The organism is Gilliamella sp. Choc6-1, assembly GCF_001690385.1.
GTDB classification, from domain to species: domain Bacteria; phylum Pseudomonadota; class Gammaproteobacteria; order Enterobacterales; family Orbaceae; genus Gilliamella; species Gilliamella apicola_A.
On sequence record NZ_LZHI01000015.1, the window covers coordinates 13,342 to 35,985 of the forward strand.

The following is a 22,644-nucleotide window of genomic DNA, read 5'->3' on the forward strand; positions in this document are numbered from 1 at the left end:
TAAGTAATTGTATCATGTTTACTCAAAATGCAAAATTTTTCGTTATTTAATTGGCATTGTTATTTTAAATTTATTAAAATAAGCAATCTTATGACCTCATAGTTAAATGGATATAACAAGCCCCTCCTAAGGGCTAGTTGCAGGTTCGATTCCTGCTGGGGTCAAAATTTATTGTATTTATCTGATGTCTTACCTTTGAATAATCTTTTGAGTACAGTTCCTAAATAATATTTCTTTCTAAAAAGAAAGTATTATTGCAGCTATAGTGTAAATTAAATTACTTATTGTTTAGTTTGTCGTTATTCATAAGTTTTTATAACTTACGAAAACCAAGAGTGGTTGGTATTAGTAAATCATTTTTATTAATTAATTTTTTTAATAAACTTCCATTATAAAAATAATGAAAGTTTATTCTTAATAGGGAATTGTAAAATATTATATTTGTTGGTAATCAAATTTATATTTAGATTGATTTTATAGTAACCGTTTGATAATTCTGTCTATTTTAACTCGGCTTAACCGTTTTATTAATTTATGTACATGATTAGGATAAAATTGACTGGCTTGAATTTGTTGAAAATGGTTAACTAAAATTGTCTTTTCCCGAATAGTATTGAGCTCTTTAATGAACTGATCCTTTAATTCCTGTTTAGGATCGTGGACTAAAATTCCATTTTCCAGATCTAAACGCCATGCACGAGGATTAAGGTTATTACCGGTAATTAAAACCCATTGATTATCTACCCAAATGCCTTTAAGATGATAAGTTTGATCTGCATCTTTCCATAATCGTATAATAAGTTGTTCTTTATCAATAAATGTCTGTAAACGCTCAATAAAATTTCTTAAATTGATTTCGTACAAATAAGGTAATCCACCAGAAATATTAAAAGGTTTTTCTTCGGGAATGTAAAAGTCATTTGCTACTTTATCCCCTACAATGATTTCAACTTGACGTCCTTTTCGGAGTAGTCGAATAATATCACGCACCAAAATGTTAGGTAAATTGAAATAAGGAGTACAAAAAATCACTTTTTGTTGCGTAGAATTAATCAAATGGCGAATAATTTTATTGAGTGAGTTATTTCGTCCAAGCCCCGAAATAGGTGAGACTGAAAGTGTTTGATTATTTACCTCATTAGTGTATTGATAACTAATATTCGTAAGATGCTGGCGTAAAGCTCTAATTTCAGGCTTAATCTGTTTCCGTGATTTGTGTTTTTCCACATCCAATCGTTGGATTGCTTCAAACGGTAAAAAATTGCTATTAATATATTCTACCATACTATTGGCAAGTACTTTATTGGTAATTAAATGATAGCGATCGTATCGATATTTATTAAATTTATGTAAGTATACATTGTTGATGCTTGCACCACTATAGATCACTGTGTCATCAATAATAAACCCTTTAAGATGAAGCACACCAAGAACCTCACGGCGATTTACTGGCACGCCAAAAATTGGAATGTCAATATTTGGGTTTTCTTTTTTTAATTGATAATAATATCTAGCATTGGTCTTAGTTTTTTCTTCGCCAATTCGTCCTCGTTGTGCTCTGTGCCAATCAACGAACACTTTAATATCTAAATTCGGACGTTGTTTTTTAATTTGATAGAGTGCGGCAAGTATTTCACTTCCTGCTTCGTCTTGTTCTAAATATAATGCAACGATATAAATACGGTATTGCGCATTATTGATCGCATCAAGCAATGCAAGATGATAAGCTTTAGGATCAAATAAAATGCGATATTTATCGGCATCCTGTGAAATTTTTGGTAGCTCATCAAGCTGTTTTTGGTGATTATACTTTATAAATGGTATTTGCATAATTCTTATATCATTATGACTGGTTTAATTTGTAGAATAACATAAATTACACCAGAAAAATAATTCTCCTTTTAATATCAATGTAGAGATATATCTATTGTTGTCAACGAATTAAATTTTATAGTAATTGTTAAAAACTTTAGTTGATGATAATTTTTTTAAGATTGCTCATCAACCCATGTTTGAATTATTTTATAAGTTAATGCCAATACAACAGGTCCTATAAATAACCCCATAATACCAAAGCCAAGCAGACCGCCAATCACCCCAAATAAGATTAATAAAAATGGCAGATCAGCTCCTTTTTTAATTAAATAAGCACGCATTACACTATCTAATGTAGTTAAGATAATGGCAACTATAATTAGTATTATGCCTGAGATTGTATGTCCATTCCAAAATTGCCAGATGATACAGCCAAGCATAACTACTACAGGGCCAATTTGGGCTACACAACAAATAAATAATATTAAAGTTAGTATTCCAGCTATCGGTATTTTTGTTAGAACGAAACTTAATCCACCAATTAAAGCCAAAGTTATAGCAGTCACTACGACGCCTAATGCTACTGCCCTAATTGATTGTCCCGCTAAAGTAATAGTGATTTCGCCATATTGCTTAGATAGGCGGTTAGCAAATAAATAAACATACTTTGCTATATTCTCGCCTTTTAAAAAAAGCAAAAGACTAAATATAATCATTACTCCTGCATGAAAGATAAAAATACCAATATTTGTGGCTTGTTCAATGAGCCATTTTATCATTGTTCCAATATAAGGTTGTGCTTTGGTAATGAGATCTGAACCATCAGTCTTAATGAGATCTAACCATTTTTGATGTAACTCACTTCCAAATGTCGGTACATTTTCCAACCAATCAAAAGTCGGCAGCTCTTGGTGGGAAAGTGTCCTTACCCATTCGATAAGATAGTGCCCATTTTTAGCAACGCTGCTAATAATCAAAAGAAAAGGTATTACACAAACAATGGCTAAAATTAATGCCATTACTAATAGCGACAACCATCGTTTATTGAAAAGTTTTTGTTGAATCTTTATCATTAATGGCCAAGTAGTAATTACGACCATTACAGCCCAGAAAAAACCAAATAAAAAGGCTTCAACAATGCGGTAAGTGATTATAATAAATAATCCTATTAATAAGAGATTTAAGATTAATTTCAATAAATCGTATGTTTTTTTTTCGGTTGACATTTTTTTTCCATAATATTTAATCTATACAGTGCTATTATACGCATTGTAGTTATAAAATCATATGGGACTATATTAATGAAATATAATATTATTGGGAGTAATAAAATGAAAAAATTAGCGTTAATTATGTTTATGGGGATAGCTTTATCAGCCTGCTCAAACACTTCTAAATTACCACAAACAGTGCAAAGTATTAATGATGTTGCACCTTATCCAGAAGCTTCAACAGGTTATACGCGTTATGCTATTCATCTGCCAAAGTTAACAGATGAAAATAGTGCTAAAGTTGAAGTTTTAGTCGGTAAAGAAATGAATGTTGATTGTAATTTTTCGCATTTAGCAACAACCTTAAAGCAGGAGGAGTTAAAAGGTTGGGGGTATAATTATTATGTTGTTGATAAAGTCTATGGTGAAATTTCGACCTTAATGGCTTGCCCAGTATCAACGAATAAAAATCAATTTGTTACTGCTAATCTTAGTTGGTTAGATTACAATAGCCGTCTACCTATTGTGCTTTATGTGCCAAATGATTTGCAAGTTAAATATCGTATTTGGCATCCAAATGCAAAAATTTTGCAAGCTAATGCCGAATAAAATATGAAAATTTATTGTTAATAGACTACTAAATAAGAGTTGAGAGACTAAAATATAGTCAATCAACTCTAAATTTTAAGATTTTTTATATTTTATGTAGACATCTTTGAAAAAGAAGGTATTTTATCCCACGTAATGCAAGGTTAATTCTAATTATTTTTGATTTAATTAATAACTAGTAATTGCTTGCTTACCTAGGTTTCACCATACTATATTTTTTCATAAACTATATTGATATTGGTAAAATTTGGGGGGGTTCATTGTGTCTTTTCAATGGGCTTGTGTTTGACATGTAATATCCCTATAACAATAGGAGAAGTGGTGAGCATGTTTACTCAACGTAAAACAATTCTTTCAATTCTTGCTGGTGTTTCATTAGCATTATCTCAATCAGCTATAGCTAAAGATCGTGTTGTACATTTTTACAATTGGGCAGGTCAAATCGGTTCTAATACTATTTCTGATTTCGAAAAATCAACAGGCATCAAACTTGTTTATGATGTGTATGATTCAAACGAAATCCTTGAAGGTAAATTGATGGCGGGCCATTCTGGGTTTGATGTGGTTTCACCTTCTGATAGTTTTTTAGCCAAACAAATTAAATCAGATGTTTATTTACCGTTAGATAAAAGCAAGTTACCAAATTGGAAAAATCTTGATCCAAATTTAATGAAGTTAATGGCAACGCATGATCCTGATAATAAGTATGCTATCCCTTATGTATGGATGACAACAGGTATCGGTTATAACATTGATAAAGTTAAAGAACGTTTAGGCGAAGACGCACCAGTTGATAGTTGGGATTTAGTCTTTAAACCAGAAAATATGGAAAAATTAAAAGATTGTGGTGTGGCATTTTTAGATGCGCCAACTGAAATCTTTGCAAGTGCACTTCGATATTTAGGTAAAAATCCAAACAGTACTGATGTTAAAGATTATACTGGTGCTGCTTATGAGTTGTTAGAAAAAGTGAGACCAAATATTCGTTATTTCCATTCTTCACAATATATTACTGATTTAGCAAATGGTGATATTTGTGTCATTTTAGGTTGGTCTGGCGATATTTTACAGTCACGAGATAGAGCTAACGAAGCAAAAAATGGTGTGCATATTGGTTATCAAATTCCAAAAGAGGGCGCATTAGTCTTCTTTGATACCTTTGCTATTCCAAAAGATTCAGAAAATCCTGATGAAGCGCATGAGTTTTTAAATTTTGTCATGAAACCTGAAATTGCCGCACAAGTCACCAACGATGTGAATTTTGCTAGCGCCAATAAAGAAGCAAATGACAAATTTGTAAAACTAGAGGTGAAAAACGATCCTGCTGTTTATCCAAAACCAGAAGTGATGGAAAAACTATTCACTTTGCAGGTTAAAGATCCTAAACTTGAACGCGTAATTACTCGTACATGGACTAAACTTAAAACTGGTAAATAGTCGATATTTTGTATATCGAATTTAGATAATAATTCTAGACGGATAGGTTATTTAGCCTTTCCGTCTCGTTTTTTTGGCTTGTTGTTATGAGGGAAATAGAGTGAACAATAAAACAACAAATCAGGTGCAGCCTAAAAAAAAGATGGTAACTCCACTGTTGGAGATCAAAAATTTAACTAAAGTTTTTAATGATGATTATTATGCTGTTGATGATGTCAACTTGACTATCTACGCTGGTGAAATTTTTGCTTTATTAGGTGCGTCAGGTAGTGGTAAATCTACATTGTTACGAATGCTTGCTGGCTTTGAACAGCCTACATCAGGGCAAATTATTCTTGATGGTAAGGATTTATCACAAGTTCCGCCTTATGATCGTCCAATTAATATGATGTTTCAATCGTACGCTTTATTTCCTCACATGACGGTTGAGCAGAATATTGCCTTTGGTTTAGAACAAGATGAATTAGATGAGGATGAAATAAAACAACGTGTTGATGAAATGTTAGCCCTTGTGCATATGGAGCAATTTGGTAAACGTAAACCGCATCAATTATCTGGTGGGCAAAGACAACGTGTGGCACTAGCTCGTAGTTTGGCTAAACGTCCAAAATTGTTATTACTTGATGAACCTATGGGGGCACTTGATAAACAGCTTCGAGATCGAATGCAACTTGAAGTGGTTAGCATTTTAGAGCAAGTGGGCGCAACGTGTGTGATGGTAACTCATGATCAAGAAGAGGCCATGACCATGGCAGGGCGTATTGCCATTATGAATAAAGGCCAATTTGTACAAATCGGTGAGCCTGAAGAGATTTATGAACACCCAAATTGCCGTTATAGTGCTGAGTTTATTGGTTCGGTAAATGTTTTTGATGGTATTTTGCAAGAAACGCAAGAAGATGGTTTGATCATTAGCTGCCCTATGATTAAGCGTCCATTAAAAGTCGATTATGATTCGCCAGCGGTTGAAGGTGTGCCAATACAAGTTGCACTACGCCCTGAAAAAATTAAATTATGCGACGAAATTCCAGAAGACGGCTACAATCTGGCAACTGGTGAAGTGGTCGAAATTGCTTATCTTGGGGATCTATCTATTTATCATGTTAAATTACCAAGCGGGCAAATTATCATCGCTCAGCTACAAAATGAACATCGTTATCGTAAAGGCATGCCAACTTGGGGTGACATAGTTAACTTAAGTTGGGAAGTTGATAGTTGTGTTGTGCTTACTGAATAAACAAAAAAGGATATCATAATGCGATCCATTGTATTAGGATTGTTGTTAAATGCATTTGTGTTGCTCAATGTTTATTGGCGTTTTGTAACAACAGGTGCCTTTGACAATTTATTTTTAGATGCGCTATTTACCGCAATGACATTGAGCTTTTTATTGTCATGCTTGGGGTTATATTTAGCAAATTATAAACCTTCTAAGTTTGCTTATCGGCTGATTATTGCTGGTAGTATATTGTTTGTTCCTGCTGGGCTTGTGGCAATTTATTTTGCCTATAAAAAAATGCAGCAACAACGTTCAGATACTGACCTGATGACACTTTATGGGCGTTTAATTGTTATTGCCATTCCTTATTTATGGATGTTATTGTTATTTTTATTACCATTTTTAATTGTCTTTAGAATTAGTTTTTCTGAAAAAATCTTTGCCATTCCTCCTTATACTGATTTATTTAGTTATGATGATGGGTTACTAAATATTGCTTTGAACTTTGGTTATTATATTAACTTAGTTAATGACAATATTTATTTTGATTCTTATTTAGAATCATTAAAAATTGCGGCTATTTCAACCATATTATGTATTTTAATTGGTTATCCATTAGCATGGGCAATTTCAAAATGTAAACAATCGACACGTAATATTCTGTTATTATTAATTATTTTACCATCTTGGACATCATTTTTAATTAAAGTTTATGCGTGGATCGGTATTTTAAATCAAGAAGGTTTGTTAAATCACTTTTTAATGTGGTTAGGGGTTATTGATCAGCCACTTGTGATTATAAAAACCTATTTGGCTGTTTATATTGGTATTGTGTATTCTTATTTACCGTTTGTGGTATTACCGATTTATACTTCATTAAGTAAAGTCGATTCGACATTAATTGAAGCCGCATTAGACTTAGGTTGTAAGCCAATTAAAACCTTTTTTAAGATTATTGTACCACTCACCAAAAATGGCATTATTGCTGGCGGTATGCTAGTGTTTATTCCAGCTGTTGGTGAATATGTGATACCTGAATTGTTAGGGCCTTCTCGAAGTATTATGATTGGTACGCAAATTTGGACTATATTCTCTCGAGATACTGATTGGCCTGCAGCAGCTGCAGTTGCGACAGTTATGTTGTTGATTTTGATAGTGCCAATTTACTATTTCAATAAATTTCAAAACCGGCAAATGGAGGGTAAATAGATGAATGATTTACCTGTTATTTTGCGATCTTCTGTGATTGTATTTATCTCATTTTTATTAGGCTCGTTATTACTATCGGTACTGATTAGTTCGGCTGGGTTAGATTTACTTACCAATACAAGCTTATATGTCAACAGTTTAATGTTTAGCCTGATTGTGACAGTGGTTGTGACATTAGCACTCATTTTCCGATGCCTTAAAGGGCTTATTTTATTGGTGGCATTTTCGTTTTTATATATCCCAATGATTATTCTAATTGTTTATTCATTTAATAGTTCTCGCTTAGTTACAGTATGGGCTGAATTTTCAACTAAATGGTACTTTGTGCTAATGCATAATGAAGAATTATTTAAAGCTGTAGGTTTGAGTTTAGCAATTGCCGTGTGTGCTGCGACTTTTGCAACAGTATTAGGTACTCTTGCCTCTTATGCTATTGTTCGCTTCAAACAATTTAAAGGCGCAAATCTGTTTTCATTTATGACAACAGCCCCACTGGTTATGCCTGATATTATTACGGGCTTGGCATTATTGCTTTTATTTGTCGGTATGGGGCAGATTCTTGGGTGGCCAAAAGATCGTGGTGCAATTACTATTTGGATGGCACATACTACATTCTGTATGGCTTATGTGACCGTAGTTATTAGTGCAAGGCTCCGCGAACTTGACAAATCAATTGAGGAAGCTGCTTTAGATTTAGGTGCTAATCCATTAAAAGTGTTTTTTATTATTACATTGCCTATGATTGCGCCCGCATTAGTTTCTGGTTGGTTATTAGCTTTTACTTTATCACTTGATGATGTAGTGATTGCTAATTTTGTAACGGGGCCTGGAGCAATGACATTACCGAAATTAATCTTCTCTAAAGTAAAATTAGGGGTCGATCCGCAAGTTAATGCGCTTGCAACAATTATTTTATTGATCGTTGGAATTATTGGGTTTATTTCATGGTTATGGATGCGTAAAACGGAACGACGTAAAATAAATGAAACTGGTATGCATTAACAAGTTGCGCTTTCTATTTTTGCCGCACTTTGCGGCAATATTTCGTTTAAAAATCCCCGTGTTTTTTTTATCATTTTGTATTATAGTGTGATTTGCCAATTTTTTGGCAAAATTCTCAGGGCGGGGTGTAAATCCCCACCGGTGGTATAGCCCACGAGCGCTTAATTTGTCTTGTTAACAATGATGATTTATTTATTGTTCGGTTAGTTTTGATAGGTTAAGGTCAAGCAGATTTTGTGAAATTCCAAAGCCGACAGTTAAAGTCTGGATAAAAGAGAGTTGCTTATCTTTCCAATATTTGCTGAAAGGCAAAGCCATGCTGGTCAAGCACTGCCCTGATTCTGGTATTTTATTTATTTGTACTTAATTAATTTAATAGCTAAATAGTATCACTGCTAAACGGTTAATTAAGTAAATAATGAAATGGGCAAGTTAAAAAAATATAGGTATTTACCATGAATCAGTTTAATTTAAATGAATTTGGAACGCCGATTGAGCGTGTCAAAAAAGCGATTGCCTCTATTAAAGCAGGTCAAGGTGTGCTCGTGTTAGACGACGAAGATCGCGAAAACGAAGGTGACATTATTTGGGCTGCTGAGTCAATTACCCCCGAACAAATGGCTATCACTATTCGTTATGGTAGTGGCATTGTTTGCTTATGTTTGCTACCAAAACATTGCAAACAATTAGATTTGCCTATGATGGTTGCTAATAATACGAGTAAAAATAATACAGCATTTACCATTTCCATTGAAGCTGCTGAAGGAGTAACGACCGGGGTATCGGCCACAGACCGTGTAACAACAATTAAAGCGGCTATAGCTGATAATGCTAAGCCAAGTGATTTAAATCACCCTGGACATGTGTTTCCATTAGTCGCTAAAGAAGGGGGGGTATTGGTTCGGCGTGGTCATACTGAGGCATCGATTGATTTGGTCACATTAGCCGACTTAAAACCTGCTGCCGTATTGTGTGAGTTAACTAATGATGATGGAACAATGGCAAGGGCACCAGAGGTCGTTCAATTTGCTAAAAGATATCATATGCCAGTAGTGACTATTGAAGATATTGTTGAATATCGGAAATTACAACTAAAATAGTAATTTTAGTCATATTTTGCAGATAATGAGTGAAATATGGCTAAATTAATTAACTTATTTAACATAATTGATTTTATAAATTTAGCTAAAATTTCAATTAGCTATTATTCTATTAGCAAATACAATGAAATCACATACTAACAAATATGAAAGTCAAATGGCAGGAACTAGCCTAATCAATATATGGCAAAGCGGTTAAGTTAATACGTGATATATTGATTAATAAAGATTTTAATCTTGTCATTTATACTTCTCCATTATAGAATTGTTCAAGTAGTGGATAAATAAAAATAATACAGTGTAAAGATATTTTAGATAGTATTGGTGTCTTAATATAAAAAGAGCTGTCTTTTCTACACATAAACATTTAGATCTTACGGTGGCAAATAATTTGTTTGCGAACCATCTTCCTTTTATATAGGTTAATATCGCTAAAAGAGCATAATCAAATAATAAATGTAAAAAAATAAATATAGTGGGGTAGCAATGTTTAATATAAATAAGATTTTTAGCATAAATAAAGAATGGGCATTTGTGATCCTAACTTGCTTTTTTGAGTTGTGTTGGATTTTGGGGTTTAGCACTGCAACGGAACTTTGGCATTGGATTATTATTGTGATCCTAATCATTATTGATTTCACACTTCTTACGAATGCTTGTAAAACAATTCCAACTGGTACCGTTTATGCCATATTTTCTGGTGTTGGGGCTGTTGGTTCAGTGGTCATCGATATGTTACTTTTTGGAAAAGAAATAAAATTGATGCAGATTTTCTTTATTGCTTTAATCATTATTGGTTTAGTGCAACTTAAACGCACAGATAGCTGATGAACGATAATAGAGGTAAAAATGGGGTGGTTATTAATATTGACAGCATCTATTTTTGAAGTAACTGGTGCTGTTGGGCTGAAACTATATGCACAGAAAAAAAATTTTTATAAACTAGTTTTATATTGGGGAGGTTTTTTTGTTTCTTTTATATTATTTTACTTATCACTTCATTATCTTGAGTTGAGCATTGCCTATCCGGTATGGGTTGGTCTTGGAACGTCGGGAGCCGTACTGGCCAATATGCTATTATTTAATGAACCTAAAAATCCTTCACGTTTATTTGGGCTTGGCATTATTATTGTTGGTGTTGTTGGCTTGCATATGACAATGTAATTTATTATTGCATTTAAGAAACTAATTCTACTGTAGGTTTAACTATATAATTGAAATAAAAAACCCTAAAATTAAATTTAAAGTTTTGTTAACTTAATTAGTAAAATATTGCAGTTAATTTATAAAAAAACCGGAAAATATCCGGTCATTAATAGGCTATGTGGTAAAATGATTTTTAAACTTTAAATTAATTTAATTATTTGTTTATTTATAAATCATTCGCATGTTGCTTAAGGAAGTTCGCCACGCCGTTAGGATTGCCTTGCATTCCTTGTTTACCTTTATTCCATTGTGCTGGGCAAACTTCACCGTGTTCTTCATGAAATTGGTATGCATCGACGATACGAATCATTTCATCAATGTTACGACCAATTGGTAAATCATTGATGGTTTCGTGACGAACAATACCTGACTTATCAATAAAGAAGGATGCGCGTAATGCAACACCAGCTTCTGGGTGTTCAATTCCATATGCTTGCATAATTGAATGTTTAACATCTGCTACAATTGGGAATTTTACTTCACCAATTCCACCTTTATCTTGTGGTGTGTTACGCCATGCGTTATGCACATATTCAGAATCCATTGAAATACCAATAACCTCAACCCCACGCTTTTTAAATTCTTCTAAACGATGATCAAAAGCGATAATTTCTGATGGGCAAACAAATGTAAAGTCCATAGGCCAAAAGAAAACAACAGCATATTTTCCTTTAATATGTGTTGCTAAATTAAAATTATTAACAATTTCACCAGAACCTAAAACAGCTGCTGAAGTAAAATCTGGGGCTTTACGAGTGACTAATGTCATGGTATTTCTCCTAAAAAATCTATAAAATAATACTAACAAAATTGCAAGATTATTATAACAATTAAAAACAATAGTCCAATTCATTATGAACAATCAATTGTATAAGTTTAAACTATTAAGAAAACAATTATTCTTCGGAATTAATTATTAATTCTTCGTTTCCCTTTATTTTTTTTATCTCGCAAGCGCTCTTTTACTTTTTTCTTATTCGCATCAGATTGCTTGTTTGCTTTATTTTTTAGTTTCGCCTTTTGTGATAGTTTTTTCTTAGTGACTAGTTTTGGGGCTTTAGTTTTTGGTTTCAATCCCTCAATAGTGCGTAATTTAATTGGCTCTTGAATGTAACGTTCAATTTTTTGTAATAATGGATTATCATGTGCTTCAACAAGCATTATTGCTGTACCCTTTTTTCCTGCGCGTGCTGTTCGACCTATGCGATGTAAATAGACATCAGCAGTTCTAGGAGCATCAAAATTAATGACATGACTAATATCATCAATATCTATTCCTCGAGCTGCTACATCTGTGGCAATTAAAACATTAACTACATTGTTTTTAATTCTTTTTATTGCTTCATTACGTTTAGCCTGAACCATTTCACCCTCTAGGTAACAGCTATGTATCCCTGCTTGATGAAGTAAAGTTACTAGCTCATGTACACGTTCCCGCTTACGTACAAAAACAATGGTTCTCTTTACCTCTTCTTGTTTTAGCAAATGGCTTAACAGTGCAACTTTATGTGTTAGATCATCAGCACGATAATAAAATTGTAAAATTTTTTTTCGTTCTTTACGTGATGGCTCAGCTTTAATTTCAATAGGATCGTTCAAAATGCGTCGAGCAAAATTTTCTAAACCTTCACCTTCAAGAGTGGCTGAAAATAACATTGTCTGTTTACGCCAGCGAGTTTCAGCAGATATTGTTTCTACATCTTGCGAAAAGCCCATATCTAACATGCGATCAGCTTCATCTAAAATGAGTATTTCAACAGCTCGACAGTCGAAGTTTTCTTCTTTTATATATTGTAATAACCTACCGGTTGTTGCAATAACGATATCTTGGTTTTTACTAAACACCTCTGCATGATTCATATAAGCTACGCCGCCAGTAATAGTTGCTATGCTTAAATGTGTCGATTTAGTCAATAATTTAGCTTGTTCAGCAATTTGCATAGCAAGCTCACGAGTTGGAGTTAAAATCAAAATACGGGGAGGACCAGGTTTACGGCGTGGAAAATCTAATAAATGTTGAACAGCCGGAATTAAAAAAGCTAACGTTTTGCCTGTACCTGTTGGTGCTGAACCTAAAATATCTTTATCATCTAAAGCAGCAGGAATGGTTTGTGCTTGAATAACGGTTGGTATCTTAATGTTTTGTAGTTGAAGATTTTGAATTAAAATATCATCTAATTCTAAGTCAGAAAAAGTTTGTTTTGTCATAGTAATCTTATTGTCAAAAATTATTTGACACATTATAACCACAAAGGCTATAACTACAATCATTATCCCTGCAACTACTATCACTTTGATTCATTAAATATCGTCGTATTGTTATTATTAGAACTACTGTAATGCCTATTGCCTATTTAAATATTTTTGTGAAATTAAAAACTTTTTAAATTACTTTTAAACAATCAATATATTTTTTATTAATTTATTATCTAAATTATATTTTTCATTAATCATTAATATATGTATGAATAACACTTTAATATAGTGTCTGGACTTATCATCATTCTATGTTTGTGATAGAATCAATTGAAGCCAAGCGCTAGTGAATGATATATTATCTATTCCATCTTTGAGTTGTTTGGATTATCCACAAAATATTCTAATACAAATTTTTATTAGATATTGGTTAGATTTTTATATTTGACTATTTTCCCTTTTATATTAACAATCATATAATTAAAATGACTGAATATTTCTTGAGCAATAAGTATAACCAACAATTAGAAGATAAAAAAAATTATTTAATAGCATTATTATCGGAGTTTAATCTGCCTGATTTAACAATATTTTCATCTCCGATTAATCATTATCGCATGCGCGCTGAGTTTAGAATTTGGCATAATGGTGAAGATATATATCATATAATGTATGATAAAAACACGAAAAAGCGTGTAAGAATTAACAATTTTCCAATTGGGACTAAACTGATTAATCGTGCTATGCAAGCAATTTTACCACTTTTAAAACATAATCAATTACTTCGTCATTTACTTTTTCAGATAGATTATTTTTCCACTTTAAGTGGTCAGCTATTAATTACACTTTTGTATCACAAGAAATTAAATGATGACTGGATTGTTGAAGCGAATAAATTGAAAAGTCAATTGGCTTCAAAAGGAATCGATGCAAATATTGTTGGGCGAGCTAACAAACAAAAAATTGCAATTGATGTAGATTATATTGATGAAGTTTTACCTGTAATGGGTAAAAATTTGATGTATCGGCAAGTTGAAAATAGTTTTACTCAGCCTAATGCTATTGTAAATATTAAAATGTTAGAATGGGCGATATCAGTGACGAAAAATTCAACAGGAGATCTGCTTGAATTTTATTGTGGTAATGGTAACTTTTCTATTGCGTTAGCCCAAAACTTTCGTAAAGTATTGGCTACCGAAATTGCTAAAGCATCGGTTTATTCTGCTCAATATAATATTGTTTCTAATAATATTGATAATCTTATTATTGTGCGTTTATCTGCGGAAGAATTTACTAGTGCAATTAAAAAAGAAAGAAAATTTAAACGGTTAAATGGTATTAATTTGGATGATTACCAATGTAATACAGTACTAGTTGATCCACCTCGTGGAGGATTAGATTTAAATACTATTAATATATTAAAAGATTATCAAACAATCATTTATGTTTCTTGTAATCCTCATTCTTTATATGAAAATTTACATTATCTAACCCAAACACATGTTATTAAGCATTTTGCATTGTTTGATCAGTTCCCTTATACAGAACATATGGAAATAGGGATAGTATTATATAAAAAGTAATTTAACATCATATTTAAATTGAAATGCTTTTATTAAATAGGGATAGTTAGGAAATAATTAATATTGTTTCATGTATATTTGCGATTTTAAGTAAAAAAAAACCCTAGATAAACTAGGGCTGCATTAAATTGCAAGGAATGGATGAAAGGAAATAAAACAATGAAACAATAATGTCTAGCCTCATGAATCATTGTGTGGATACTATAACAAATAAATCTAAACTAATTAATGACCAAAACATTACAAAATAGTCATTAAATTATCATGAATGAATTTGTTCTCTTCGTATATCATATAACAGTGTTATATCAGTTCGATAATCTGATAGGTCAGCAAAGGGAATATTCAAAATGAAATTATTAGTTGTTGAAGACGAGCAAAAAACAGGAGAGTATCTTCGTCAAGGGTTAGTTGAATCTGGTTTTATTGTCGATCTGACTAAAAATGGTTTAGATGGTTATCATCGGGCCATGACTGAAGATTATGATTTAATTATTTTAGATGTAATGCTACCTGATATTGTTGGTTGGAAAATTGTAAAATCGTTACGTGAAGCAGGTAAAGATACCCCAATCATGCTCCTAACTGCTATGGGGAGCGTTGAGGACAAAGTGAAGGGGCTTAATCTTGGTGCGGATGATTATTTAGTTAAACCTTTTTCATTTGCCGAGCTATTAGCTAGGGTAAAATCATTATTAAGGCGAAATGTTCCACAAGTAAATAATTATCAATTAAGTATTGCAGATTTGGTAATGGACTTACCTAAACGAACTGTAATACGTTCTGACAAAAGAATTGATTTGACTAATAAAGAATTTTTATTGTTAGAATATTTTTTACGTTATCCAGGTGAAGTTTTACCACGCTCTTTAATCGCTTCGCAAGTTTGGGATATGAACTTTGATAGTGATACCAATGTTATTGATGTGGCGATTAGAAGATTACGCAACAAAATTGATGCTGGATTTGAACCAAAACTTATCCATACTGTTCGTGGTATGGGCTATAAAATAGATGTATTGGATGAAGCAGAGTAAAATAATTTCATTTCGTTTACCCCTTATTGTTTGCCTACTAACATGTGGGCTACTTTACTGTTTTAGCTATTTAATTGAAAGATCATTTGAAAAATTTTCGATTAGGCAGAATGTCACAGAGTTAAATTCTGTGATTACCTCAATTGAACGTGAGTTATCTTATTATTCTCCCGATGAAAACCATGATGAATTTATACAAAATCTTCTATTAATTCTGACTGGTCATCATCAATTATTTGCCTATATTCTTGATGACCTTGACAAGGTTGTATACCGAACTCGTGGTCCTAACCTATCGATAGCATTAACAAAAGATCAGTTAGAACATTTAATTACGAATAAAAGTAGTGAGATACAGAATATTGATAAATCCTCTTATCGTATAGCTGCATCGAGAGTAATGATTGAAAAAGGTAAACAATTTACCCTGATAGTTGCTGTTCGCCGTGATCTACAAATTGAGTTTATTGGACGATTAAGAAACGGTCTAGGCTTACTTATTATTATATCTTGCTTCATGGCATTAATTGGTTCATTTATCAGTATCTATTTTACGCAAAAACCTATTAATCATTTGATTAAAAAAATTGAACGTATAAACTTAAAAAGTCTTAATTATCGCATTTCTACTTCATCTGTTCCTGTAAAATACGTAAGTTTAGTTGGGGCATTTAACGATATGCTTAATCGCGTAGAGGATGTGTTTCATCGTCAGCGTAATTTTACGGCTGATATTGCTCATGAAATGCGAACACCAATCACTAATCTAACTACCCAAACGCAAATAGTGCTTAGTAATGCTAGAACGACAAACGAATATAGAGAAATTTTATATTCTAATCTAGAAGAATATGAAAGAATGTCACAAATGATATCTGATATGCTTTTTTTGGCACAAGCTGATAATCGTCAATTAATGCCTAATTTAATCGATATTAATTTACCTAATATGATCATGATGGTCTGTGACTATTTTGAGCCACTAACCGATGAAAAAAATATCCTATTTAATATTGAAGGCACATGTTCACATATTCAGGGTGATAAATTGATGTTAGGAAGAGCAATTAGTAATATCTTATCAAATGCGATTCGTTATACACCAATTAATCAAATTATAACTATAACTTTAGGTCAAGCAACCGAAAATCGCGTTAAATTGATCATATCTAATCCGGGTGAAAAAATTGATAGCAAACATTTACCTCACCTATTTGATCGTTTTTATCGTGTTGATAAATCCAGAAATCGTAATGACAGTTCAGGTGCAGGGATAGGGCTTGCGATTGTTAAATCAATTATTGAAACGCATAAAGGCTCAATTACAGTTGAGTCTGATGATAAGTCTACACGTTTCATTATCATTTTGCCTACAGTTATTTAACCTCATAGTCACTAATTAATAGATTAGCTGCCGCATAAGCAGCTTTATTTTTTATCTCTTGTGGAATTTGTTCGTTGCGAACGACTTCATCTAAAATTTGTAGAACCACGCCTAAGGCATCATCAATATAACCCAATTCATTATTACTAATTTGAGCATATTTCTCGCAAATAAGAGCACTATATTTATTCATTAAGTCGATTCCTTTTTATTTTAAAAATGATTTTAACTTATAAAAAATTAGCCAACTGATGATAAACTTGTTCGGCCTGAATTGTTTGCATACTTTTTTGTGGTGAAACAATCTTAAACTGATTTTTCCCATAACTGCCAATTAATTTAGGATCAGTTTTACCAAATAAAGTAATATTAGGGCGGTCTAAGGCCGCAGTTAAATGACTTAACCCAGTATCAACCGATACAACAGCTTTTGCTCCTACAATAACAGATGCAATTTCATAAAGTGAAAGCTTAGGTAATACTTCAACATGGTTAAATCCCTGAGCAAGGCGAATTGAACGTTGTTGTTCATGCATTGAACCCCAAGGTAATTTTATTTTTAAACCTGTTGGCTCAATTAATTTAATTAATTTTCTCCAAGCTTCTTCTGTCCAATGCTTATCATCTCGTGTTGTAGAGTGTAAAAAAATTAAATATTGTTGATTATCGCTAGGTGGTGAAGACAGAAAATGATGAGCAATTGCATAATTTCCTATTGAATCAGGTACAACATATTGCAGGCTTTTTGCAAATAACAGCCTAATACGTTCAATCGCATGCATTTGTTTAGAAACATTATGCTTTACATCATAAAACCAACTAGCAATTGGCTCTTTAATGCTTTTACGATCCAAACCATGTTTAATGCCACGTGCTTTTCGTGTAATTAAAAAAGAACTTTTAATTAATCCTTGTGCATCAATTATGCAATCATATTTTTTCTGACTAAGATTTTGAATAAATTCATAATGTTCTTGGCGAACATTTTTAGCAAACCAATTTTTTCTCCAGCGTCTTATTGCAACAGGAATTACTCTATCGACGGCAAAATGCCAGCTAGGTATTTGAGCAAAATTTTCTTCAACTACCCAATCAAAGGTAATGCTAGGTAAGTTATTGGCTGCATCGGTTAAAGCTGGCAATGTATGCAGTACATCACCCATTGAAGATGTTTTAACAACTAATACACGCATTATTCATTACTCTTTTGGCAACGTACAATAAGATTCATCAATGTTTCAAATACGTTATCTGGTTTAATATTGATTAAACTTTGATCATAGCCTTGTTCGGTATCACCTTTGCGGACACGATGATGGTACCCAGTAATTAAACGAATAATTTCAGCCTTGTCTGATAGTGGAGGTGTAAAGTCAGGACTACTTGGTCCATAAAGTGCTACCAATGGTTTATTTAACGCGGCTGCCACATGCATTAATCCTGAATCGTTAGTTACAATCGCTTTACAAGCGGATATTAAACTAACGACTTGTTCTAATTGAGTTTCACCTGCTAAGTTAATACACATATCAGAATGGGACATTTTGGCAATAATCTGTTCGCCTATTTTTTTATCATTTGCTGAACCAAAAATAAGAATTTTAGCATGTTGCTTAGCTAGCATATCAGCAAGTGCTGCGTAATGATAATCGGGCCAACGTTTTGCAGGGCCAAATTCAGCACCAGGACAAAAGCCAATTAATGGTTCATCTTGTGTTATAGCAAAGGTTGATAGAGTTTGGGTTATTTCATCTTGTTCGACATTGAGTTTTGGCCATAGTAGTGGTTGTGGCAAATCGGAAGCCGAATGAATCTGATTAGGATAAGCAAGCGCAATATAGCGTTCAACCATTAACGGAAATGCTTGCTTATCAAGTTTACGAAGATCGTTTAATAAACCATAACGCATCTCACCTTTCCAACCTGTACGTTTAGGAATTTTGGCAAAAAATGGAATCAATGCTGATTTGAATGAATTAGGTAATACAATAGCCTGATCATAATGGTTATTACGTAGTGATTTACCTATTTCACGACGTTTTTTAAAAGCAAACTCACCATGGCCTAATGGCATTGCAATTGCTTGATTCACTTCTGGCATTTTATTTAATAGTGCTCGACACCAAGCCGGAGCTAAAACATCAATTTCGTTATTAGAATCAAGTTGTTTTAATGTACGATAAATGCTTTGCGACATCATCATATCGCCAACCCATGAAGGACCAATAATGAGTGTTTTCATTTAATCAATTCCATCTTATTGTTCATTAAGCCATTTCATATATTCAGCAGTCCCTTCTGCAACATTTTTAAATTCAATTGGGCATTTAGTTTGTCTAAATTTAGTCAGATCAGCTTGAGTATAGCTTTGATAGCGTCCTTTTAGATGTTCAGGGAAGGGAATATAATCAATTTCATCTTTTTTATGATAAGTAAGAACCGCATCAGCAACAGCTTGGAACGATTCTGCTCGACCTGTTCCACAGTTATAAATTCCTGATATTTTATTTTTCCAAAACCATAAATTGACTTCAACGACATCACCAACATAAATAAAGTCACGTTTAAAATTATCGCTACCAGTAAATAATTTGGGTGTTTCACCTTTATTTATTTGTTCATTTAAATGAAACGCAACACTAGCCATACTGCCTTTGTGTGATTCGCGTGGTCCATAGACATTAAAATAACGGAATCCACAAATTGGTGAATTAGCTTTGGGTAGTAATTGTCTTACATATTGGTCAAATAAGAATTTAGAATATCCATATACGTTTAATGGCTTTTCGTAAGTGCGATCTTCAATAAAGTTATCACTGCGCCCACCATAAGTAGCGGCTGATGAAGCATATAAAAATGGAATGTTGAAATCGAGACAGTAATGCAATAAGTCTTTTGAATAGTCATAGTTATTTTCCATCATAAACTTGCCATCCCATTCTGTGGTTGATGAGCAAGCGCCTTGATGAAAAATAGCATCGATATCAAGGTTTTCACCAGCAACAATCAATGATATAAATTCATCTTTATTCATATAATCAGCAATATCTAAATCAACTAAATTGGCAAATTTAGTACCATCAGTTAAATCATCAACAACCAAAATATTTTTATGTCCTTGGTCATTTAATCCTTTAACAATATTACTACCAATAAATCCTGCGCCACCAGTTACAACGATCATACTCATTTTCCTTAACTGTAAAATTTATCTGCTTATGATAACGAGTTATGACAAAATTTTCGAGTAATCATTTTAAAAAGCTTAAGCTAAAGTGGTTTAATTTATGATTCATCTTATTTTAGCTGTAACCAAAATATATCTTGCTAAATCAATATATGGCTCTGTTTGGCAATACTTTTTTTCAAGTTCAAGTAGCTGATCAAAATGTGTTTCGGCTTTAGATTTATTTATAAGATAATCGTGGAAAATGCGAATTCCCGTTTTTTGTAAAATATTAAAATCTAATTGAATTAACCATGTATATACTTCATTTGGGTATCGAGGAAAATCAGGAGAAAGGGTCTTTTTTTTACGTTTAGCTAATCCTGATTTAGTATAACCAAAGTTACCAAGTGTAACCGTTTTGAATAATAGTGCGTGATAGTTATAAAACATTAATGATAAATAACCATCAGGCTTAATAAATTTTTTTAATGTTTGGATTAGTTCAACAGGCTCAGTAACCCATTCTAATACAGCATGACAAATAACTAAATCAAATTGTTTGTCAATTACACTGCTAAGCTGTTGAATGGAACAACAAATACAATCTAAATGGACCTGTTCTGATAGGAATTTTTGTTGAGCAAGTTCAAGCATTTGTTTAGAAATATCACATAAAATTACTTGATGGCCAAGTTTGGCAAGCCTACAAGCAATTTGACCTTGACCACCACCGGCATCAAGGATAGTTAATGTTTTATTTTTAGCATAGGTTGCTAATATTTGTTCGAGCTCATGCCAAACTATTGCTTCTCTAATTCTACCTTTTGTTGTGCCGTAAATATTTTGGGCAAATTTATTACTGATATCATCAAAATTACGATCTTGCTTGTTCATATTATTTTTGATTGTTGAGTTGTTCTACTTCATTATTTATTTGCGTTATTTTACTCGCCATTTGTTGATAGCACTGCTCCATTAATAATCTGGCATCTTCTTTGCGTAAATTTTTAGTTTCGATTGGATCGAGCATTTCAACAATCATATGTCCGTTATTTAAACGGTTTAAGTTAATATTATTGGTATCTGATACACAAATTGGCACAATGGGCACACCAGCTGCTATTGCTGCTTTAAAGGCACCTGTTTTAAATGGTAATAACCCTCGACCATGGCTACGAGTACCTTCTGGAAACATCCATATAGAAATATCATGCTTTTTAATTTCATTAACTACTTGCCTAATAGTATCATGCGCTTTTGATTTATTGTTTCGATCAATTAGAATATTGCCCGTAAGGTAGTAGAGCTGCCCAAAAAATGGAATCCAAGCCAAGCTTTTTTTACCAACTGTCACCGTTTTAGGTTGCACAACATCTGCTGCAACCACCATATCATAATTATTTTGATGATTAGCAACATAAACGTAGCTGCCTAATTTGTTGATATTAGCATTAATGCGAGTATAAACTTTGATGCCTAATATAGGTTTGAAAAAAAAACTAAATAAATGAGCAAATCTTGCCACATTTTTAGGGTTATGTGGGTTAAATATGCAAAATATTATTCCTAATACACAAGTCACAATTCCTATTAACACAACACTAATTAGACGAAAAAGAAAAACCATAGTTTACCTCATAAATTAACTTAGCGTATTATATACATAATCGGCATTAATATACAGTTTGATTGAATATTGCTGTTTTAAGGAGGTTTATGCAAAAATCGACAATTATTTGGGATGAAAATCAAAACCCAATTTCCACCCATTTTCAGGATGTTTATTTTAATACAAAAGGAGCGATTGATGAAACTACTTATGTATTTATTGACGGCAATGATTTACAGCAACGTTTTTATAATCATAATAAAGAAACGTTTATTGTTGCAGAAACCGGCTTTGGTTCTGGTTTGAATTTTTTGCTGCTATGGCAGACATTTTTGAATTTTACAAAAAAATTTCCCAATCATAAGCTCAAAAAACTTAAATTTTTTAGTGTAGAAAAATTCCCGTTATCAGCTGAACAGTTGGTTAAAATTCATAACAATATAATTAATAAGCACAGTCCTTTAGCATTATTAGCGGAACAACTACAAATAAGCTTAATTGATTCGACTATCCACTTTAATAATGTTACTTTAACTATATGTTATAACGATATAAGCTACTTTGGTGAATTTTTAATGAAACAAAAAGTAATGGTTAATGCATGGTTTTTTGATGGCTTTTCTCCCGCTAAAAATCCAGATATGTGGTCAAAATCATTATTCCAAAATTGTTATAAATTAACCGCTCTAAATGGCACTTTTGCTACGTTTACTGCGGCAGGATTTGTGCGAAGAAATTTACTTGAAGCTGGTTTCAAAGTCTATAAACGCAAGGGGTTTGGCATTAAACGCGAAATGCTGATTGGATTTAAAAGCGAGTAACTTTGGCTGCATTTAATAACTAAGTTAAAATGAGAAA

Annotated in this window: 22 protein-coding genes, 1 tRNA gene and 1 riboswitch; of the genes, 13 read left to right on the forward strand and 10 right to left on the reverse strand. The window is 32.6% G+C overall.

Annotated elements, in window-relative coordinates:
* The first annotated feature begins 92 nt into the window (after positions 1-92).
* Positions 93-164 (forward strand) — tRNA-Arg (locus A9G36_RS01795).
* A 310-nt stretch (positions 165-474) separates the two neighbouring features.
* Here the strand turns inward: A9G36_RS01795 and pssA are convergent.
* The gene (gene pssA, locus A9G36_RS01800) at positions 475-1,830 is read right to left on the reverse strand and encodes a CDP-diacylglycerol--serine O-phosphatidyltransferase (protein WP_034945130.1); all 1,356 of its coding nucleotides are present in this window, start codon (positions 1,828-1,830) and stop codon (positions 475-477) included.
* 158 nt (positions 1,831-1,988) lie between these two features.
* A complete protein-coding gene (gene ydiK, locus A9G36_RS01805) occupies positions 1,989-3,041 on the reverse strand; it encodes an AI-2E family transporter YdiK (protein ID WP_034945133.1) in 1,053 nt (350 codons plus the stop codon).
* Between the two features lie 105 nt (positions 3,042-3,146).
* Here ydiK and eco point away from each other — a divergent pair, with 105 nt between their 5' ends.
* The 8 genes from eco to A9G36_RS01845 all read left to right on the forward strand — a co-directional run bounded on the left by eco (position 3,147) and on the right by A9G36_RS01845 (position 10,766).
* Entirely contained in the window at positions 3,147-3,635 is a 489-nt protein-coding gene (eco, locus tag A9G36_RS01810) for a serine protease inhibitor ecotin (RefSeq protein WP_065585344.1), read from the forward strand.
* A 327-nt stretch (positions 3,636-3,962) separates the two neighbouring features.
* Complete coding sequence (locus tag A9G36_RS01815; RefSeq protein ID WP_065585323.1) at positions 3,963-5,072, forward strand: extracellular solute-binding protein; 1,110 nt, start codon at positions 3,963-3,965, stop codon at positions 5,070-5,072.
* A 100-nt stretch (positions 5,073-5,172) separates the two neighbouring features.
* Entirely contained in the window at positions 5,173-6,309 is a 1,137-nt protein-coding gene (gene potG, locus A9G36_RS01820; RefSeq protein ID WP_218055674.1) for a putrescine ABC transporter ATP-binding subunit PotG, read from the forward strand.
* Between the two features lie 279 nt (positions 6,310-6,588).
* Entirely contained in the window at positions 6,589-7,500 is a 912-nt protein-coding gene (locus tag A9G36_RS01825) for an ABC transporter permease subunit (protein ID WP_065569142.1), read from the forward strand.
* The gene (locus A9G36_RS01830) at positions 7,501-8,502 is read left to right on the forward strand and encodes an ABC transporter permease subunit (protein ID WP_218055675.1); all 1,002 of its coding nucleotides are present in this window, start codon (positions 7,501-7,503) and stop codon (positions 8,500-8,502) included.
* 107 nt (positions 8,503-8,609) lie between these two features.
* Positions 8,610-8,786, forward strand: a riboswitch (FMN riboswitch).
* 171 nt (positions 8,787-8,957) lie between these two features.
* A complete protein-coding gene (ribB, locus tag A9G36_RS01835) occupies positions 8,958-9,602 on the forward strand; it encodes a 3,4-dihydroxy-2-butanone-4-phosphate synthase (RefSeq protein WP_065585324.1) in 645 nt (214 codons plus the stop codon).
* A gap of 486 nt (positions 9,603-10,088) precedes the next feature.
* Positions 10,089-10,430 (forward strand): DMT family transporter, encoded by a 342-nt coding sequence (locus A9G36_RS01840; RefSeq protein ID WP_034945141.1) that lies wholly within the window; start codon positions 10,089-10,091, stop codon positions 10,428-10,430.
* A 21-nt stretch (positions 10,431-10,451) separates the two neighbouring features.
* Entirely contained in the window at positions 10,452-10,766 is a 315-nt protein-coding gene (locus tag A9G36_RS01845) for a DMT family transporter (protein ID WP_034945144.1), read from the forward strand.
* Between the two features lie 208 nt (positions 10,767-10,974).
* Here A9G36_RS01845 and A9G36_RS01850 read toward each other — a convergent pair whose 3' ends face one another.
* Positions 10,975-11,577: a peroxiredoxin C gene (locus tag A9G36_RS01850; RefSeq protein ID WP_065585325.1), complete on the reverse strand. Its 603-nt coding sequence runs from the start codon at positions 11,575-11,577 to the stop codon at positions 10,975-10,977.
* Positions 11,578-11,717: 140 nt separating this feature from the next.
* Complete coding sequence (srmB, locus tag A9G36_RS01855) at positions 11,718-13,016, reverse strand: ATP-dependent RNA helicase SrmB (RefSeq protein WP_065569144.1); 1,299 nt, start codon at positions 13,014-13,016, stop codon at positions 11,718-11,720.
* Positions 13,017-13,489: 473 nt separating this feature from the next.
* Here srmB and trmA point away from each other — a divergent pair, with 473 nt between their 5' ends.
* From trmA to A9G36_RS01870, 3 genes are all read left to right on the forward strand, one after another.
* Positions 13,490-14,587, forward strand: coding sequence for a tRNA (uridine(54)-C5)-methyltransferase TrmA (gene trmA / locus A9G36_RS01860; RefSeq protein WP_065585326.1), 1,098 nt, complete (start codon positions 13,490-13,492; stop codon positions 14,585-14,587).
* A gap of 350 nt (positions 14,588-14,937) precedes the next feature.
* A complete protein-coding gene (locus tag A9G36_RS01865) occupies positions 14,938-15,624 on the forward strand; it encodes a heavy metal response regulator transcription factor (RefSeq protein ID WP_034945150.1) in 687 nt (228 codons plus the stop codon).
* Positions 15,611-17,008, forward strand: coding sequence for a heavy metal sensor histidine kinase (locus A9G36_RS01870; protein WP_065569063.1), 1,398 nt, complete (start codon positions 15,611-15,613; stop codon positions 17,006-17,008). Before A9G36_RS01865 ends, A9G36_RS01870 begins: the two co-directional genes overlap by 14 nt.
* Here A9G36_RS01870 and A9G36_RS01875 read toward each other — a convergent pair.
* From A9G36_RS01875 to A9G36_RS01900, 6 genes are all read right to left on the reverse strand, one after another.
* Positions 17,001-17,201: a YaeP family protein gene (locus A9G36_RS01875; protein ID WP_034945155.1), complete on the reverse strand. Its 201-nt coding sequence runs from the start codon at positions 17,199-17,201 to the stop codon at positions 17,001-17,003. The two genes, A9G36_RS01870 and A9G36_RS01875, sit on opposite strands and share 8 nt — an antisense overlap.
* Before the next feature lie 37 nt (positions 17,202-17,238).
* The gene (gene rfaC, locus A9G36_RS01880) at positions 17,239-18,201 is read right to left on the reverse strand and encodes a lipopolysaccharide heptosyltransferase RfaC (protein WP_034945157.1); all 963 of its coding nucleotides are present in this window, start codon (positions 18,199-18,201) and stop codon (positions 17,239-17,241) included.
* Entirely contained in the window at positions 18,201-19,250 is a 1,050-nt protein-coding gene (gene rfaF / locus A9G36_RS01885; protein ID WP_065585327.1) for an ADP-heptose--LPS heptosyltransferase RfaF, read from the reverse strand. The genes rfaC and rfaF overlap by 1 nt, the downstream gene beginning before the upstream one ends.
* Before the next feature lie 15 nt (positions 19,251-19,265).
* A complete protein-coding gene (gene rfaD / locus A9G36_RS01890) occupies positions 19,266-20,192 on the reverse strand; it encodes an ADP-glyceromanno-heptose 6-epimerase (RefSeq protein WP_065585328.1) in 927 nt (308 codons plus the stop codon).
* A 108-nt stretch (positions 20,193-20,300) separates the two neighbouring features.
* Positions 20,301-21,071 carry a methyltransferase domain-containing protein gene (locus A9G36_RS01895; protein ID WP_065569067.1) on the reverse strand — a complete coding sequence of 257 codons (771 nt, stop codon included), beginning with the start codon at positions 21,069-21,071 and terminating at the stop codon, positions 20,301-20,303.
* A gap of 1 nt (position 21,072) precedes the next feature.
* Positions 21,073-21,804 carry a 1-acylglycerol-3-phosphate O-acyltransferase gene (locus A9G36_RS01900; RefSeq protein ID WP_034945167.1) on the reverse strand — a complete coding sequence of 244 codons (732 nt, stop codon included), beginning with the start codon at positions 21,802-21,804 and terminating at the stop codon, positions 21,073-21,075.
* Between the two features lie 89 nt (positions 21,805-21,893).
* On the opposite strand from A9G36_RS01900, the gene mnmD reads away from it, so the two are divergent.
* Positions 21,894-22,607 (forward strand): tRNA (5-methylaminomethyl-2-thiouridine)(34)-methyltransferase MnmD, encoded by a 714-nt coding sequence (mnmD, locus tag A9G36_RS01905; RefSeq protein WP_034946089.1) that lies wholly within the window; start codon positions 21,894-21,896, stop codon positions 22,605-22,607.
* Positions 22,608-22,644: the final 37 nt, after the last annotated feature.

Coding starts and splice junctions, on each gene's coding strand:
- pssA (WP_034945130.1), bottom strand. CDS start 1,830: ATGCAAATACCATTTATAAAGTATAATCACCAAAAACAGCTTGATGAG.
- ydiK (WP_034945133.1), bottom strand. CDS start 3,041: ATGTCAACCGAAAAAAAAACATACGATTTATTGAAATTAATCTTAAAT.
- eco (WP_065585344.1), top strand. CDS start 3,147: ATGAAAAAATTAGCGTTAATTATGTTTATGGGGATAGCTTTATCAGCC.
- A9G36_RS01815 (WP_065585323.1), top strand. CDS start 3,963: ATGTTTACTCAACGTAAAACAATTCTTTCAATTCTTGCTGGTGTTTCA.
- A9G36_RS01825 (WP_065569142.1), top strand. CDS start 6,589: ATGCAGCAACAACGTTCAGATACTGACCTGATGACACTTTATGGGCGT.
- A9G36_RS01830 (WP_218055675.1), top strand. CDS start 7,501: ATGAATGATTTACCTGTTATTTTGCGATCTTCTGTGATTGTATTTATC.
- ribB (WP_065585324.1), top strand. CDS start 8,958: ATGAATCAGTTTAATTTAAATGAATTTGGAACGCCGATTGAGCGTGTC.
- A9G36_RS01840 (WP_034945141.1), top strand. CDS start 10,089: ATGTTTAATATAAATAAGATTTTTAGCATAAATAAAGAATGGGCATTT.
- A9G36_RS01845 (WP_034945144.1), top strand. CDS start 10,452: ATGGGGTGGTTATTAATATTGACAGCATCTATTTTTGAAGTAACTGGT.
- A9G36_RS01850 (WP_065585325.1), bottom strand. CDS start 11,577: ATGACATTAGTCACTCGTAAAGCCCCAGATTTTACTTCAGCAGCTGTT.
- srmB (WP_065569144.1), bottom strand. CDS start 13,016: ATGACAAAACAAACTTTTTCTGACTTAGAATTAGATGATATTTTAATT.
- trmA (WP_065585326.1), top strand. CDS start 13,490: ATGACTGAATATTTCTTGAGCAATAAGTATAACCAACAATTAGAAGAT.
- A9G36_RS01865 (WP_034945150.1), top strand. CDS start 14,938: ATGAAATTATTAGTTGTTGAAGACGAGCAAAAAACAGGAGAGTATCTT.
- A9G36_RS01870 (WP_065569063.1), top strand. CDS start 15,611: ATGAAGCAGAGTAAAATAATTTCATTTCGTTTACCCCTTATTGTTTGC.
- A9G36_RS01875 (WP_034945155.1), bottom strand. CDS start 17,201: ATGAATAAATATAGTGCTCTTATTTGCGAGAAATATGCTCAAATTAGT.
- rfaC (WP_034945157.1), bottom strand. CDS start 18,201: ATGCGTGTATTAGTTGTTAAAACATCTTCAATGGGTGATGTACTGCAT.
- rfaF (WP_065585327.1), bottom strand. CDS start 19,250: ATGAAAACACTCATTATTGGTCCTTCATGGGTTGGCGATATGATGATG.
- rfaD (WP_065585328.1), bottom strand. CDS start 20,192: ATGATCGTTGTAACTGGTGGCGCAGGATTTATTGGTAGTAATATTGTT.
- A9G36_RS01895 (WP_065569067.1), bottom strand. CDS start 21,071: ATGAACAAGCAAGATCGTAATTTTGATGATATCAGTAATAAATTTGCC.
- A9G36_RS01900 (WP_034945167.1), bottom strand. CDS start 21,804: ATGGTTTTTCTTTTTCGTCTAATTAGTGTTGTGTTAATAGGAATTGTG.
- mnmD (WP_034946089.1), top strand. CDS start 21,894: ATGCAAAAATCGACAATTATTTGGGATGAAAATCAAAACCCAATTTCC.